Origin of the sequence: Xanthomonas sp. NCPPB 1754 (genome assembly GCF_041475725.2) — a bacterium.
In the GTDB taxonomy this organism is placed as follows: Bacteria; Pseudomonadota; Gammaproteobacteria; order Xanthomonadales; family Xanthomonadaceae; genus Xanthomonas; species Xanthomonas euvesicatoria.
The window spans coordinates 1,645,245-1,660,410 of record NZ_CM192982.1 but is presented as its reverse complement, the minus strand read 5'-3'; the positions used below and the strand labels follow the sequence as shown (position 1 = coordinate 1,660,410).

Here is a 15,166-nt window from a genome sequence, read left to right as displayed (position 1 = left end):
GGTTGTTTTTACCGGGCTGTCGAAGACCTGTGTGGTGCAATCACCGCTGCGCCGGCGCGCGCACCGACATCACGACGCCCTCCACACGATGCCGCATGCGCGCATCGTCCCTGCAGCTCACCGGCACCGGCCACACCCGCGCAACGGCGGTGCAGCCGGCTCGATCGCCGCCGTTACTCCACCACCACCGGAATCTTGCCGATGCGCGACTGCCATTGCCGCGGGCCGGTCTTGTGCACCGACTCGCCGCTGGAATCCACCGCGACCGTCACTGGCATGTCCTTGACCTCGAATTCGTAGATCGCCTCCATGCCGAGGTCCTCGAACGCCAGCACGCGGGCGGCCTTGATCGCCTTGGACACCAGATACGCAGAACCACCGACCGCCATCAGGTAGACGGCCTTGTTGTCGCGGATCGCCTCGATCGCCGCATCGCCACGCTCGGACTTGCCGACCATGCCGAGCAGGCCGGTCTGCTCCAGCATCTGCCTGGTGAATTTGTCCATGCGCGTGGCGGTGGTCGGGCCAGCCGGGCCGACGACTTCGTCGCGCACCGGATCGACCGGGCCGACGTAGTAGATGAAGCGATTGGTGAAATCCACCGGCAGGGTTTCGCCGCGGTTGAGCATGTCGATCATGCGCTTGTGCGCGGCATCGCGGCCGGTCAGCAGCTTGCCGTTGAGCAGGATCACTTCGCCCGGCTTGAAGCTGGCCACTTCTTCCTTGCTGATGGTGTCCAGATTCACCCGGCGCGCATTGGTCGGGTTGTAGGTGAGTTTGGGCCAGTCTTCCAGCGACGGCGGATCCAGCATCACCGGGCCGCTGCCATCCAGGGTAAAATGCGCGTGGCGGGTGGCCGCGCAGTTGGGGATCAACGCCACCGGCAAGTTGGCGGCGTGGGTCGGATAATCCTTGACCTTGATGTCCAGCACGGTGGTCAGGCCGCCCAGGCCCTGCGCGCCGATGCCCAGCGCGTTGACCTTTTCGTACAGCTCAAGCCGCAGCTCTTCGGCACGGTTGGAGGCGCCGCGCGCCTGCAGGTCGACGATGTCGATCGGTTCCATCAACGCTTCCTTGGCCAGCAGCATCGCCTTTTCGGCGGTGCCACCGATACCGATACCGAGCATGCCCGGCGGGCACCAGCCGGCGCCCATGGTCGGCACGGTCTTGAGCACCCAATCGACGATGGAATCGGACGGATTGAGCATGGCGAACTTGCTCTTGGCCTCCGAACCGCCGCCCTTGGCCGCGACGATCACTTCCACATGGTGGCCGGGCACGATCTTGGTGTTGACCACTGCCGGCGTGTTGTCGCGGGTGTTGGTGCGTTTGCCGGCCGGGTCGGCCAGCACGCTGGCGCGCAGCTTGTTGTCGGGATGGTTGTAGGCACGGCGCACGCCTTCGTTGACCATGTCTTCCACACCCATGGTGGCGTCGTCCCAGCGCACGTGCATGCCGATTTCCAGGAACACGGTGACGATGCCGGTGTCCTGGCAGATCGGGCGGTGGCCCTCGGCGCACATGCGCGAATTGATCAGGATCTGCGCAATGGCGTCCTTGGCGGCCGGCGATTCTTCGCGCTCGTAGGCGGCGGACAAATTCTTGATGTAGTCGACCGGGTGGTAGTAGCTGATGTACTGCAGCGCATCGGCGACGGACTGGATGAGGTCTTCCTGCTTGATCGAGGTCACGGCTGGCTCTACGGCTGGCGGGGGTGCAATCCGGGCATTTTAGAGCAAACCGCAGGCGCGTCCGGCGGCGGCGTCTATCGCTACGATTGACCGATGCGGCCTTTGGCCGGTCGTCGTCGGCGCAGCGCTGCGGCCGTGCTGCGGTGATGGCAAGCGACGAATCTGCGGACCGTTGCCGGCGCAACGGCTGGCGGTGAGTCCTGTGCGCCAAGGCGAGCCCGCGCCTGCGCGGGCCCTGCCCTTTCCTGCCGCCAGCCAACACCCCGCGCCCACGCCGGGCGCGGCACACTAGCGCGATGTCAGCTTCCCGTTCCGGCGCCACTGCGCCTGCCGCTCCCCGTACCGGCCCTACCCTGCGCGAGCGCCTAGATGCGCTGCGCAATCTGCCGCCGTTCCTGCAGCAGATCTGGCAGACCAGCCGCTGGTTGAGTGCCAGCAGCATCGGCTTGCGCGTGCTGCGCGCGCTGATGCCGGTGGCGACGCTGTACATCGGCAAATTGATCATCGACGAGGCGATCCACCTGGTCGGCCAGCCGTCGGCATTCGACTCGTTTGCGCAGGCCCTGGGCAGCGGCCGCCTGAACCGGCTACTGGAACTGCTGGCGCTGGAACTGGCGTTGGCGATCGGCTCGGACCTACTCGGCCGGCTGGTCGGCTATGCCGATGCGCTGCTGTCGGAGTTGTTCAACAACGCTGCCAGCGTGCGTCTGATGGAACATGCCGCGCAGCTGGATCTGGAGGATTTCGAAGACCCGGACCGGCAGGACAAGCTGGATCGCGCGCGACGCCAGACCATGAACCGCATGAACCTGATGAGCCAGCTGTTCGGCCAGGTGCAGGACGCCATTACCGTGGTCAGCCTGGCGGTGGGCCTGGTGGTCTATGCGCCGTGGCTAATTGTGCTGCTGGCGGTCGCGTTGATTCCGGCCTTCATCGGCGAGGCGCATTTCAATGCGCTCGGCTATTCGCTCAACTTCCAGTGGACGCCGGAACGGCGCCAGCTCGATTACCTGCGCCAGGTCGGCGCCAGCGTGGAGACGGCCAAGGAAGTCAAGATCCTCAACCTGCACCCCTTCCTGATCGCGCGCTACCGCCGGCTAGCCGACAAATTCTTCCAGGCCAACCGTGCGCTGGCACGCAAGCGCGCCATGTGGGGAGCGCTGCTGGCCGCGCTCGGCACCTTGGGCTACTACATGGCCTACGGCTACATCGCCTGGCGCACGGTGCGCGGCGACTTCAGCATCGGCGACCTGACCTTCCTGGCCGGCAGTTTCCTGCGCCTGCGGCAATTGCTGGAAGGCTTGCTGATCGGCTTTTCGCAGGTCGCAGGCCAGGCGCTGTATCTGGACGATCTGTATTCGTTTTTCAACATCGTGCCGGAAATCCGCTCGCGCCCGAACGCACTGCCGGTGCCACGCCCGATCCGCCAGGGCTTCGTGTTCGAAGACGTCGGCTTCCGCTACCCGGACGCGGAACAGTGGACGGTGCGGCACCTGGATTTCGAACTGCGCGCCGGTGAAGTGCTGGCGCTGGTCGGCGAAAACGGCGCCGGCAAGACCACCCTGGTCAAGCTGCTGGCCCGGCTCTACGACCCCGACGAAGGCCGCATCCTGCTCGATGGTCAGGACTTGCGCGACTACGACCTGGACGACCTGCGCGCCAACCTCGGCGTGATCTTCCAGGACTTCGTGCGCTATCACCTGAGCGTTGGCGAAAACATCGGCGTGGGCCAGGTGGACGCGATGGACGACACGCCACGCATCCGCGCCGCCGCGCAACGCGCGATGGCTGGCGAGCTGATCGACAGCCTGCCCGACGGTTACAACCAGTTGATCGGGCGGCGTTTCAAGAACAGCGTGGATCTGTCCGGCGGGCAATGGCAGAAGATCGCCATCGCCCGCGCCTACATGCGCGATGCGCAGCTGATGATCCTGGACGAACCCACCGCCGCGCTGGATGCGCGCAGCGAATTCGAGGTGTTCCAGCGCTTCAAGGAGCTGTCGGACAACCGCACCGCCGTGCTGATCTCGCACCGCTTCTCCAGCGTGCGCATGGCCGACCGCATTCTGGTGCTGGCTGCTGGCCGCATCGAGGCCAACGGCACCCACGAAGAGCTGATGGCGCAGGGCGGCCGGTATGCGGAATTGTTCGAATTGCAGGCGGCGGGGTATCGGTGAGGCAGGGATTCGGGATTGGGGATTGGTAAAAGCTGCCGGCTCATCCGCGAGCCCGGCGCGCTCAGGATCCAGGATCTGCTCTTGCGAATTGCGAATCCCCAATCCCGACTCCCGAATCCCCGCACCCAAATGAGAGTTCATCTCATTTGGCCAGCTTGAGGTAGAATTGGCGCGTACTCCTCCCACGACACGACCGGTATGTCTTCCGCTTTTGGCGCCGAAACGGTGCTTGAGGTCCGTCATTGGACCGATGCCTACTTCAGCTTCACCACGACCCGTGATGCCGGCTTCCGTTTCGAAAACGGGCAGTTCGTGATGATCGGGCTGGAAACCGAAACGCGTCCGTTGCTGCGTGCGTATTCGATCGCCAGCGCCAATTGGGAAGAACATCTGGAGTTCTTCAGCATCAAGGTGCCGGACGGCCCGCTGACCTCGCGGCTGCAGCACATCCAGCCCGGCGACAAGGTGCTGGTCGGCAAGAAACCCACCGGCACGCTGCTGATCAGCGACCTGCACCCCGGGCGCAACCTGTATCTGCTGGGCACCGGTACCGGCCTGGCGCCGTGGCTGTCGATCATCAAGGACCCGGAAACCTACGAGCGTTTCGACAAGGTGATTCTCACCCAGGGTGTGCGGTTCGTGCAGGATCTGGCCTACCGCGATTACTTCGAACGCGAATTGCCGCAGCATGAATTCCTCGGCGACCTGCTGCGCGAGAAATTGCTGTACTACCCGGCGGTCACGCGCGAAGCCTTCGCCAACCAAGGCCGTTTGACCGAGCTGATGGCCGATGGGCGCATGCAGCAGACACTCGGGTTGCCGACACTGGATCCGGCCAACGACCGCTTCATGATCTGCGGCAGCCCGCAGATGCTGGCCGACCTGCGCACCCTGCTCGATAGCCGCGGTTTCCAGACCTCGCCGCGCATCGGCACGCCGGGGCATTACGTGTTTGAGCGTGCATTCGTCGAAAAGTGATGCGACGCGTGCAAGACCCGCGCGGCGCGGCGTTTCATCTGAAGAACCCGAGATCGTAGGAGCGCACTCGGGCGCGACCAGGCGTTACCGGGAAAGCTTCGTCGCGCCCGGGTGCGCTCCTACGGTTCCACTCCCATGCCCTGCCGGATCATGCGCCCAGCGCGCGCTCGATGTCGGCGGCCAACACTTCCGGCTTGGTGGTGGGCGCATAACGTTCCAGTACGCGGCCGTCGCGGCCGACCAGGAACTTGGTGAAGTTCCACTTGATCGCTTCGGATCCGAGCACATCGCGTTGTTCGTGCTTGAGCCATTGCCACAGCGGATGCGCGCCGTTGCCGTTGACCTCGATTTTTGCTGCCAGCGGAAAATCCACCGCATAGTCGAGCGAGCAGAACTGGCGGATCTGCGCCGCATCGCCCGGCTCCTGATGGCCGAACTGATCGCACGGAAAGCCGATCACCACCAGCCCACGTTCGCGATAACGCTGCCACAGCGCCTGCAGCCCCGCGTATTGCGGCGTAAACCCGCACTTGGAGGCAACATTGACCACCAGCAGGACGTTGCCGGCGTAATCGCGCATCGACTGGGTGCGACCTTCCAGGTCGGTGAAGGCGAAGGTGGAGATGTCGCTCATGGTTGCCCTGCAGTGTGCGAGACGGGCAGCGTACCGTAGCCGCCTGCACGACGGCCATGCGGCGGGGAAAGATTGCCAAGGGCAGTCGTGCGGCAGATCGCCTGCCGCGCGACACGCCGGGATCGTCAAGCAGACGCCCCGGCAGCTCGCCGAGGTCGCCCGAAGACCGCTAGCGCGTACTGCCACAAAGTGCGACGGGCACACTGCCGGCGGCGGTACAGGCCCAGCTTGCATCGACTCGCGCGATTGCAGGGCGAGCAACGGTTGTGCCCGCCTGATCGCGTCGCCTTGGCTTGGCAGCCATGCCTTTTGTCACACGCCTGTCCCGACGGGCTGGGTTAGCCTCGGCGGTTCGCACTTTGGAGCAACTCTCTTGACCACCCGTCTCGCTTTTGCCCTGGCCGCCTCCCTGGGACTTGCCATGCCGTCCTACAGCATCGCCGCCCCCGCTGCCACGCAGGCCGCCACCCAAGCCAATCCCTTTTTTGCCGACAGCACGCTGCCGCTGCATTACCCACAGTTCGACAAAATTAAGGACAGCGATTTCGCACCTGCCTTCGATGCCGGCATGGCCGAACAGTTGAAGGAAGTGGAAAAAATCGCCAACCAGAAAGCCAAGCCCAGCTTCGACAACACCATCATCGCGCTGGAAAAGAGCGGCGCCACGCTCGACCGTGCCACCACGGTGTTCTTCAATCTGGTGGGCGCAGACACCAACGACGCACGCAAGAAGTTGCAGGCCGACTATTCGGCGAAGTTCGCAGCGCACCGCGATGCGATTTCGCTCAACGGCAAGCTGTTCGCACGCATCCAGACCTTGTACGACCAACGCGCCACCCTGGGGCTGGATGCGCAAGGCGTGCGCCTGGTCGAGAAGTACTACAGCGACTTCGTGCGCGACGGCGCCAAGCTCTCCGACGCCGACACGACCACGCTCAAGACCATGAATGCCGAGCTGGCCAACCTGGGCACCACCTTCAGCCAGAACGTGCTGGCCGAAGTGAATGCTGCCGCTGTGGTCGTGGACGACGTCAAGCAGCTGGACGGTTTGTCGCAGGAGCAGATTGCCGCCGCCGCCGAAGCGGCCAAGGCGCGCAAGCTCGATGGCAAGTACGTCATCGCCTTGCTCAACACCACCGGCCAGCCGCCGCTGACCCAGCTGAAAAATCGCGAGCTGCGCAAGAAGATCTATGACGCCTCGGTGTCGCGCGGCAGCCACGGCGGCCAGTACGACAACACCGCGCTGGTGTCGCGCATCATGAAGCTGCGCGCCGACAAGGCCAAGCTGCTGGGCTTCCCCACCTATGCCGCCTACTCGCTGGAAAACCAGACCGCCAAGACGCCCGAAGCGGTGAACGCGATGCTGGGCAAACTGGCGCCGGCTGCGGTGGCCAATGCCAAGCGCGAAGCCGCTGATCTGCAGGCCATGATCGACAAGGAACAAAAGGCCGCGCGCAAGCCGACGTTCAAACTGGAAGCTTGGGATTGGGCCTACTACAGCGAGAAGGTGCGCCAGGCCAAGTACAACTTCGACGAATCCCAGCTCAAGCCGTACTTCGAACTGAAGAACGTGCTGGAAAACGGCGTGTTCTATGCGGCCAATCAGGAATATGGCCTGACCTTCAAACAGCGCACCGACCTGCCGACCTACCGCGACGACATCACCGTCTACGACGTGTTCGACGCGGACGGCAAGCAGCTGGCGATCTTCATTGCCGACATGTATGCGCGCGAATCCAAGCGCGGCGGCGCATGGATGAACTCGTACGTCTCGCAGTCGGAGCTGACCGGCTTCAAGCCGGTGGTGGCCAATCACCTCAACATTCCCAAGCCGCCGGCCGGCCAGCCGACGCTGCTGACCTGGGATGAAGTGACCACCATGTTCCATGAGTTCGGGCATGCGCTGCACGGCATGTTCTCCGACGTCAAATACCCGTATTTCTCCGGCACCAGCGTGCCGCGCGACTTCGTCGAGTTCCCCTCGCAGGTCAACGAAATGTGGGCCGACGAACCATCCATCCTGAAGAACTACGCCAAGCATTACCAGAACGGCACCCCGATGCCGCAGGCATTGCTGGACAAGGTGATTGCCGCATCCAAGTTCAACCAGGGCTTTGCCACCACCGAATACCTGGGTGCGGCGATGCTGGATCAGAACTGGCACCAGGTCAGCGCCAGCCAGGTACCGGACGCCGCCGGCGTGATGGCATTCGAAGCCAAGGCGCTGCAGCAGGACGGCATTGCCTACGCGCCGGTGCCGCCGCGCTACAAGACCCCGTATTTCAGCCACATCATGGGCGGTTACGCGGCAGGCTACTACGCCTACATCTGGTCGGAAGTGCTGGACGCCAACACCCAGCAGTGGTTCAAGCAGCACGGTGGCCTGAGCCGCGCCAATGGCGATCGTTTCCGCAAGACCCTGCTTTCGCGCGGCGGTAGCGTGGATGCGATGGAGCTGTTCCAGAACTTTGCCGGGCATGCGCCGCAGATCGAGCCGCTGCTCGAAAAGCGCGGTCTCAGCGCGCAAGGCGGCGATGGTGCCACTGCGGAATCGCCGCAGTCCAAGCCGTAGATCCGGCTGCACGATCCGCGTGCGGTCATCGGGCCGCGTGCTTGGCAACAGGATCGGCATGTCCCCTGCGGGCATGCCGATCTCGCACACCAGACGCGACATCCAGTTGCTCGCGATGGTATCGGCAAGTGCTTGTTTGAGGACCGATGAGCCGACACGCCGCCCTGAGCGATCAGGGCGGCCTTTTGCTGGCTGGGTTTGCAACGCCTTATCGCACGCGCAACGCGCAACGCGCAGTGCTTAGAGTTCGACCGCGTCCACGCCATCCAGCAGCTTTTTCAGCAGCTTCTCCAGACGCAACTGCTCGGCCTCGCTCATGCTGGCGGTCTCTGCATGCAACAGCGTGCAGGCATCGGGCAACAGGCTTTCGATCAAGGCCGAGCCTGCGGGCTGCAGCGTCAGTACGATCTTGCGCCGATCCTCGGGGCTGCTGGTGCGCGAGATCAGGCCTTTCTCGCACAGTTGATCGGTCAGCCGGGTGATGTTGGCCGGCTTTTCGCTGGCGGCTTCGGCCACCTCGGTCGGAGTGATCGATTGCTCCGGTGTGCCATAGAGCATCATCAAGATCTCGTATTCCGGCGGACTGAGGCCATAAGGCTTGAGTCGCACGCACCCGAGCGTATGCAGGCGCTTGTAGAGATGCTTGATCAGTCTCACCAATATTGCCGGCTCCCGCGGGAACGCCGGATAACGCACGCAGGTGTGGTCCACGCGACTTGCGGTTGGATCGAAACTACTCATATCACCCGTTGGAGTACGTTGCTGAATGGCCGGGCCATTCAATCACATCATGCGCGATGCGACACCTCAGCGCGCGAAGAGATGTACATATTCCGGTGCGACCGAAGGCAATAATGTGGAGGCAGCGACCTCTGCCATCTGCGTGCCATCCGAGTAGGGACCAACCTGATAGGGCGCAAATACAAAGCGCACGGCAGTGATCTGCCCATTTGCATTCAATACCGGTACGAACTGCGCAAAATTCTCCGCCTGCGCTGCGGTGCCTTCGGCAATCATGCGATCGGCCGAAGCCACCTGCTCAGCCTGCTCTTCTACCGGCACGCGATCTTGCTGGACACGCTGGGTCGCTGCTGCATGCAATTGCGCCGCGACCTCCCGGCCGATCTTTTCCCAGCCTGCCGGATCCGGAATCAGCGCTTGTGCGGTCAATTGCTTGCGCTCCTTGACCAACCAGACGAAGCGCGCCACCAGCGGCTCGCCATGCGCACCGCCGGTGTACCTGCTGCCGTCGGCGGAAATCACGATCAGGTCCGGGGTTTGCAACACGGTTTCGAATGCCAACGACAGCTCGTACGGCGCCGGCGGCTTGTCGTTGCCCAGGCCGGAAACCGCCTGCATCAGTTCGGCACGCGCATCCTGCGCATAGCCGCGAATGAGCGCAGTGAGTTCCGGATATGCATCCAGCCCGCGCGGATAGCTGATGCCCACCATGTAGGCCGGTGCATGTTCGATCACATCTTCCAGCGGACCGCTCTGTACGACAGTCGGCTCTGCAGGCGGCGCCGCCGCGGGCGCCGCATCGGCTGCCGGCGCACTTGGCTCTGCCGTTGTCGGTGCGCGCTGCGTACACCCTGCCAACACGGCCAGCACCAGCAAGCCCTGCACTGCCTTGAATCCAAGCAACCGCCCCATTACCACCCGCTCCCCTGATATGCATCGTGTTACGAAAAGAACCGCTGCTGGTCAGGCCAGCAGATCGTGATACTGCGGATGTCGCCGCAGATATGCATCGGCATAGCTGCACGCCGGAATCACCTTCAAACCGTGCTGCCGTGCGAATGTCAAAGCGTCCTCGACCAATGCCGCGGCAACGCCGCGTCCGCTGATCGCGTCCGGCACCTGCGTGTGCGTGATGGTCATGATCTCACCCTCGCGCCGATAGGCCAGCTCGGCGCGATGTCCATCGGTGTCTATGTTGAAACGCTGCCGGTCCGGATCGTGTTCTGCGTGCACTGTCGACGCCTCTCTCAAGTTCTGCGCCAGCAAGAGTAAGGCGCAGTGTGACCAGCGCGATGCCGCGCCTGCGTGAAAGTGAATCGATGCTGTGATCGGCTGCGCAGCTTGCGCAACGCGCCCTCAAGTTCGCCCGGGGAGCGCCGATAGCTAACCCGAAGGCAATCGCGGCAACCGGTGTGCGGAAGCAGCGACGTCTTCGCCTTACCTACGAGGAGCCACCGCATGAACAACGATTCGGCAGGACACAGCGCAGACAGCGACAGCTCGTTGCTGGAGGGCTTGTTCCAGTTCGCTCTCAAGGGCGACACCCACAATCCGGATTTCACGCAGCTCAACGATACGGTGTACGAGCGCCTGCAGCAGGCCTACGGCGTGGCATCCAGCGCCGATCAGGAACGCAACGCGGCCTGAGCTGGCGCATCGCTGCGCAGCGGCCTCATCCGCTGTGCAGTCGTTGATCCCATCCAATACGTCTGTCGAGACCGTGCCATCGCGCGTGTCTGACATGGCTCGGCCGTATCGGGCCGGCTTCTGACCCGCTTCCCGCAACGCTCCGGTCCGTACACGCCGGCAGTCGTCGGGCATCCCATCGCGCTAGCTGGCAACCACGCGTTCGGCCTGCAGAAGGGACACGCTGGCCGCGCACAAAAGTTCACTCTCTAACCGCGGCAGCGTCCAGCGCGTTGAGCTTGGGCGAGCGTCACCATCGCCGGCCGCGCTCAGCCGAAGCGCGGGTTGGACAGCTGCTCCAGGAACACCTGCCACACGCGCGGTTCCATGATCAGCATGAACATCACGCCGAACGCAGCGCCAGCCAGATGCGCGCTGTGGTTGATGCGATCGCCGCCGCGGCGGTCCATCCACAGGCTGTAGCCCACATAGAACACCGCGTAGAGAATCGCCGGGGCCGGAATGAACAGCACCAGGATGATCGTCCACGGTTGCAGTAGGATGAAGGCAAACAGCACAGCCGACACCGCACCGGATGCGCCCAGGCTGAGGTAATTCGGATTCTTCTGGTTCTTCAGGTAGCTCGGCAGGATCGAGACCACCAGTGCGGCCAGATAGAACAGCGGATAGGTCAGCACGCTGCCGGTGAGCTGGGCCATCACGTTCTCGATCACCCGGCCGAAGAAGAACAGCGTGATCATGTTGAAGATCAGGTGCCCCAGATCGGCGTGGATGAAGCCATAGGTCACCAGGCGATCGTATTGCTTGTGCTTGTCTACCGCCGGCGGCCACAGGATCAGCCGGTCGCTCAACTTGCGATTGTTGAACGCCATCCACGAGACGATGCCGGTGATGGCGATCAGGATCAGGGTAATCATGCAGACCTCAGGCAGTACGGTAATTGTCGACCATGCGATACCGGCGTGCGTACAAGCCGAAGGCAAGTGCCGCCAGGAACGCGAAGGCCGCGAAGAAGAACATCAAGAAGGCCGCTTCACTGAGCCCAGTATCGGCGATATGCGCAGTCACCGTCGCATTGCGCACCGCCACGTTGGACAGCAGCACCCATAGATTGCCGACGGTGGTAGTGAGATACCAGAAACTCATCACCACGCCCTTCATCGACGTCGGCGCCTGGCTGTAGGCGAACTCGATGCCGGTGGCCGACACCAGCACCTCGCCGAAGGTGAGCAGTGCGTACGGCAGGATCTGCCAGGCGATGTGCATCGGCTCGCCACCGTCCATCACCATCTGGATCGCGCCTACCGCCACCCAGGCCACGCCACTGAAGGCGATGCCGCTGGTCATGCGGCGCAAGGGGGTCGGCTCCCAGCCACCACGGCGCAACAGCGGGTACAGCACCAGGTTGTTGAAGGGGATCAGCAGCATCACCAGCAGCGGATTGAGCGCCTGCATCTGGGAAGCGGTGAACCAGGCTGGCATGGTCATCTCGCGCCCCTGCAGCACCCAGGTCGAGGCCTTCTGGTCGAACAACGAAAAGAACGGCGTCACCAGCGCAAAGATCACCAACACCCGCAACAGCGCACGCACGCCTTCCACCGCAACATCCGGATGGGTGCCACGCGCACGTTCCAGCTGCCACCAAGTCCCGCCGCCGATCCCGGCCAGCAACAGCACCAGCGCAATGCACAGGCACACGACGATGCCCAATTGCTCGACCAGCGCGAAGCCGGCCAGCGCCAGCAACACCGAGACGACCGCCAGCATCAAGCCTGGACGCCCCTGCCCGGGCGCGTGCGTCAATAACGCAGTGCGCACCACCGCACCGAACCCATGCGGGTCCTTCGGCGGCAGCGGCACCAAGACATAGCGCTTGCGCCCCAGCCAGAACACCAGGGTCGCCACAAACATCAGGATCCCTGGAATGCCGAATGCCCAGGCCGGGCCAAGATTCTTCAGCGCCAGCGGAATCAGCAGCGAGGCGAACAGCGAGCCGAAGTTGATGATCCAGTAGAAGGCGTCGAACACCACCTTGGCCAGGTGCTTGTTGGACTGGTCGAACTGGTCGCCCATGAACGAGGCCACCAGCGGCTTGATGCCACCTGCGCCCAGCGCGATCAGGCCCAGACCCAGAAAAAATCCGTCGCGGCTGCCTTCGAACAGCGCAAGGCAGGCATGCCCGGCGCAATACACCAGGCTGAACCACAGGATGGTGTTGTACTTGCCGAAAAAGCGGTCGGCCAGCCAACCGCCCAGCAACGGGAAGAAATACACCCCGATCATGAAACTGTGCAGGATGTGCTTGGCCTCGGCTTCGCGCCCTGGCCCGCTGATTTCCTGCAGCAACAGCGAGGTGATCAGGAACTGCACCAGGATGTTGCGCATGCCGTAGAAGCTGAAACGCTCGCAGGCCTCGTTGCCGATGATGAAAGGAATCTGGCGCGGCAGCCGCGCCCCGGCAGAAGCGCCTGGCGAGATGGAGGTGGTCAAAGGCAGTCCGGTCATGCTGAAAACAGGCCCTATCGTACCGGCGCCCGCCCGCCGACCGCCATTGCCCGCCCGAACATGTCGGACGCGGGCGCTCAGCGGACGCAGCTGGCGGACCTCGCCCAGCGTGATCGGTGTCGTCCAGGTTGGCCGACAACGCCATGGCGCCAAGCGTTGCACGGCAGCCGCGTAGCCTGCGCCTCCTCGAATGTTGCTCACCCGGTCAACGGAAAGCCCTAGCGTGTCCGGGTGAAACCCACGCTTGGCACCGATCACAGCAAGACCATGACGCAGTGCAGATTGGCCTTGCACGTCGGCTCGGCTACATTGCAAACGTTTTCCTGGAACACTGGACCGCTGGATGCCCCGCTTCACTCGCCTTGCCCTGAGCCTGTTGCTGCTGACTTCCGCCCCCGCCGCGCTGGCTGCCGCGCCGCTGACCACCCAGGCAGAGCGCAGCGGTTTCATCCAGACCGGCCGCTACGACGAAGTCATTGCACTGTGCGATGCGTTTGCGCAGCGCTACCCGCAGGCGGTGCGTTGCCTCCAGTTCGGCACCACGCCCGAGGGCAGGCCGATGAAGGCCTTGATCGCCTCCACCAGTGGCGCACTCGACGCGCAATCGGCCGCGCAACGCAAGCTGCCGGTGGTTTTGGTCCAGGGCGGCATCCATGCCGGCGAGATCGATGGCAAGGATGCGGGCTTTCTGGCCCTGCGCGAGTTGCTCGACGGCAAGGCCGGCCACGGCGTGCTCGACAAGCTGGTGTGGGTGTTCGTGCCGGTGTTCAACGTCGATGGGCATGAGCGCTTCGGTGCCTGGAACCGCCCCAACCAGCGCGGTCCCGAGCAGATGGGCTGGCGCACCACCGCGCAGAACCTCAATCTCAACCGCGATTACGTCAAGGCCGACGCGCCGGAAATGCAGGCCATGCTGCAACTGGTGCAGCAATGGGACCCGTTGATGTATGTAGACCTGCACGTCACCGACGGCGCCAAGTTCGAGCACGACGTCTCGGTGCAGGTGGAACCGGTGCATGCCGGCGATGCGGGCTTGCAGCGCGATGGCACACGCTGGCGCGACGCAGTGCTCGCCGATCTGAAAAAACAGGGCTCCTTGCCGCTGCCGTACTACCCGTCCTTCGTGCACGAAGACGACCCCAGTTCCGGCTTTGCCGATGATGTGTCGCCGCCACGCTTTTCGCACGGCTATTTCCTGCTACGCAACCGCTTCGGCATGCTGGTGGAAACGCATTCGTGGAAGGATTACCCCACCCGTGTGCGGATCACCCGCAATGCCATCGTCTCGGTGTTGCAGCAGGCCGCACGCCATGGCACGCAGTGGCGCGCCGATGCATTGGCTGCCGATCAGCGCGCCACGCGTCTGGCCGGCACGACCGAACCGTTGAGCTTCGCTGCGGGCCCAGACGCACGCACCGTTGCGTTTCGTGGCTATGCGTATACGCGCACACCGTCGCCGATTTCCGGTGCACTGATGACGCACTACGACGAAAGCAAGCCGCAAGTCTGGAAGGTGCCACTGCGCGACCAGATCAAGCCCGATGTGGTGGTGGACGCGCCACGCGGCGGCTACCTGGTCCCGGCTGCGCAAGCCGCCCTGGTGGGCGAAAAACTGCGCCTGCATGGTATCCAATTCACGACCATCGGCACTGCGGCGCAGCGGCCGGTGCAAACCTTCCGCGCCGAAGCGGTCAAGTTCGCAGCACGCTCCAACGAAAGCCACCAGACAGTGGAACTCAGCGGGCAATGGCGCAATGAAACCCGCAGCGTGCCGGCCGGCTCGTTGTTCGTGCCGATCGCGCAACCCAAGGCGCGCCTGGTGATGGCGATGCTGGAACCGCAGGCACCGGATTCGCTGCTGCAGTGGGGCTTTTTCAATACCGCGTTCGAGCGCAAGGAATACATGGAAGCCTACGTCGCCGAAGAGGTGGCGCGCCAGATGCTTGCGCGCGATGCCGCGTTGAAGGCGCAGTTCGAACAGCGCATCGCCAGCGATCCGGACTTTTCCAACAACCCGCAGGCGCGGCTGGAATTTTTTGCCAAGCGCCACGCATCGTGGGATGAGCGCTACCAGCTCTATCCGGTACTCCGCACCGCGCAGACCGACTTCTAACCGCCTGCCGATTCTGCACGCGTCGGCGCGGCATCACCGCGCCTTCCAGACGTGGGCACTTAGTGCCCCTCTCATATGTTTTGACCCAGCACCACAAGGATATTCCGT

12 protein-coding genes are annotated in these 15,166 nt (G+C 63.6%); 5 read left to right on the top strand and 7 right to left on the bottom strand.

Translation table 11 applies throughout. From position 1 onward, the window contains the following. Window positions 1–173: 173 nt before the first annotated feature. Entirely contained in the window at window positions 174–1,691 is a 1,518-nt protein-coding gene (locus tag ACCQ15_RS07335; RefSeq protein WP_008571413.1) for a fumarate hydratase, read from the bottom strand. A gap of 296 nt (window positions 1,692–1,987) precedes the next feature. On the opposite strand from ACCQ15_RS07335, the gene ACCQ15_RS07330 reads away from it, so the two are divergent. Both ACCQ15_RS07330 and ACCQ15_RS07325 read left to right on the top strand, forming a co-directional pair. Next, a complete protein-coding gene (locus tag ACCQ15_RS07330; protein ID WP_372381375.1) occupies window positions 1,988–3,868 on the top strand; it encodes an ABC transporter ATP-binding protein in 1,881 nt (626 codons plus the stop codon). A 198-nt stretch (window positions 3,869–4,066) separates the two neighbouring features. Continuing rightward, window positions 4,067–4,846 (top strand): ferredoxin--NADP reductase, encoded by a 780-nt coding sequence (locus ACCQ15_RS07325; protein ID WP_008571411.1) that lies wholly within the window; start codon window positions 4,067–4,069, stop codon window positions 4,844–4,846. A gap of 148 nt (window positions 4,847–4,994) precedes the next feature. Here ACCQ15_RS07325 and ACCQ15_RS07320 read toward each other — a convergent pair whose 3' ends face one another. Next, window positions 4,995–5,480: a glutathione peroxidase gene (locus ACCQ15_RS07320; RefSeq protein ID WP_372381374.1), complete on the bottom strand. Its 486-nt coding sequence runs from the start codon at window positions 5,478–5,480 to the stop codon at window positions 4,995–4,997. A gap of 373 nt (window positions 5,481–5,853) precedes the next feature. Between ACCQ15_RS07320 and ACCQ15_RS07315 the strand changes: the two genes are divergently transcribed. Further along, window positions 5,854–8,052: a M3 family metallopeptidase gene (locus ACCQ15_RS07315; RefSeq protein WP_372381373.1), complete on the top strand. Its 2,199-nt coding sequence runs from the start codon at window positions 5,854–5,856 to the stop codon at window positions 8,050–8,052. Between the two features lie 240 nt (window positions 8,053–8,292). Here ACCQ15_RS07315 and ACCQ15_RS07310 read toward each other — a convergent pair whose 3' ends face one another. From ACCQ15_RS07310 to ACCQ15_RS07300, 3 genes are all read right to left on the bottom strand, one after another. Further along, window positions 8,293–8,793, bottom strand: coding sequence for a MarR family winged helix-turn-helix transcriptional regulator (locus tag ACCQ15_RS07310; RefSeq protein ID WP_008571407.1), 501 nt, complete (start codon window positions 8,791–8,793; stop codon window positions 8,293–8,295). 66 nt (window positions 8,794–8,859) lie between these two features. Continuing rightward, window positions 8,860–9,705, bottom strand: a complete 846-nt coding sequence (locus ACCQ15_RS07305; RefSeq protein ID WP_065627914.1) for a DUF3298 and DUF4163 domain-containing protein — start codon at window positions 9,703–9,705, stop codon at window positions 8,860–8,862. 51 nt (window positions 9,706–9,756) lie between these two features. Next, window positions 9,757–10,026 (bottom strand): GNAT family N-acetyltransferase, encoded by a 270-nt coding sequence (locus tag ACCQ15_RS07300; protein ID WP_218554182.1) that lies wholly within the window; start codon window positions 10,024–10,026, stop codon window positions 9,757–9,759. A 225-nt stretch (window positions 10,027–10,251) separates the two neighbouring features. Between ACCQ15_RS07300 and ACCQ15_RS07295 the strand changes: the two genes are divergently transcribed. After that, window positions 10,252–10,440: a hypothetical protein gene (locus ACCQ15_RS07295; protein ID WP_005911777.1), complete on the top strand. Its 189-nt coding sequence runs from the start codon at window positions 10,252–10,254 to the stop codon at window positions 10,438–10,440. Window positions 10,441–10,748: 308 nt separating this feature from the next. On the opposite strand, the gene ACCQ15_RS07290 is transcribed toward ACCQ15_RS07295, so the two are convergent. Together ACCQ15_RS07290 and ACCQ15_RS07285 are read right to left on the bottom strand one after the other, a co-directional pair. Beyond that, window positions 10,749–11,357, bottom strand: coding sequence for a rhomboid family intramembrane serine protease (locus ACCQ15_RS07290; RefSeq protein ID WP_003483519.1), 609 nt, complete (start codon window positions 11,355–11,357; stop codon window positions 10,749–10,751). Between the two features lie 7 nt (window positions 11,358–11,364). Then, window positions 11,365–12,945: a POT-type proton-dependent oligopeptide transporter gene (locus tag ACCQ15_RS07285; protein ID WP_071118076.1), complete on the bottom strand. Its 1,581-nt coding sequence runs from the start codon at window positions 12,943–12,945 to the stop codon at window positions 11,365–11,367. A gap of 343 nt (window positions 12,946–13,288) precedes the next feature. Between ACCQ15_RS07285 and ACCQ15_RS07280 the strand changes: the two genes are divergently transcribed. Next, window positions 13,289–15,058: a M14 family metallopeptidase gene (locus ACCQ15_RS07280; RefSeq protein WP_372381372.1), complete on the top strand. Its 1,770-nt coding sequence runs from the start codon at window positions 13,289–13,291 to the stop codon at window positions 15,056–15,058. Window positions 15,059–15,166 lie beyond the last annotated feature (108 nt).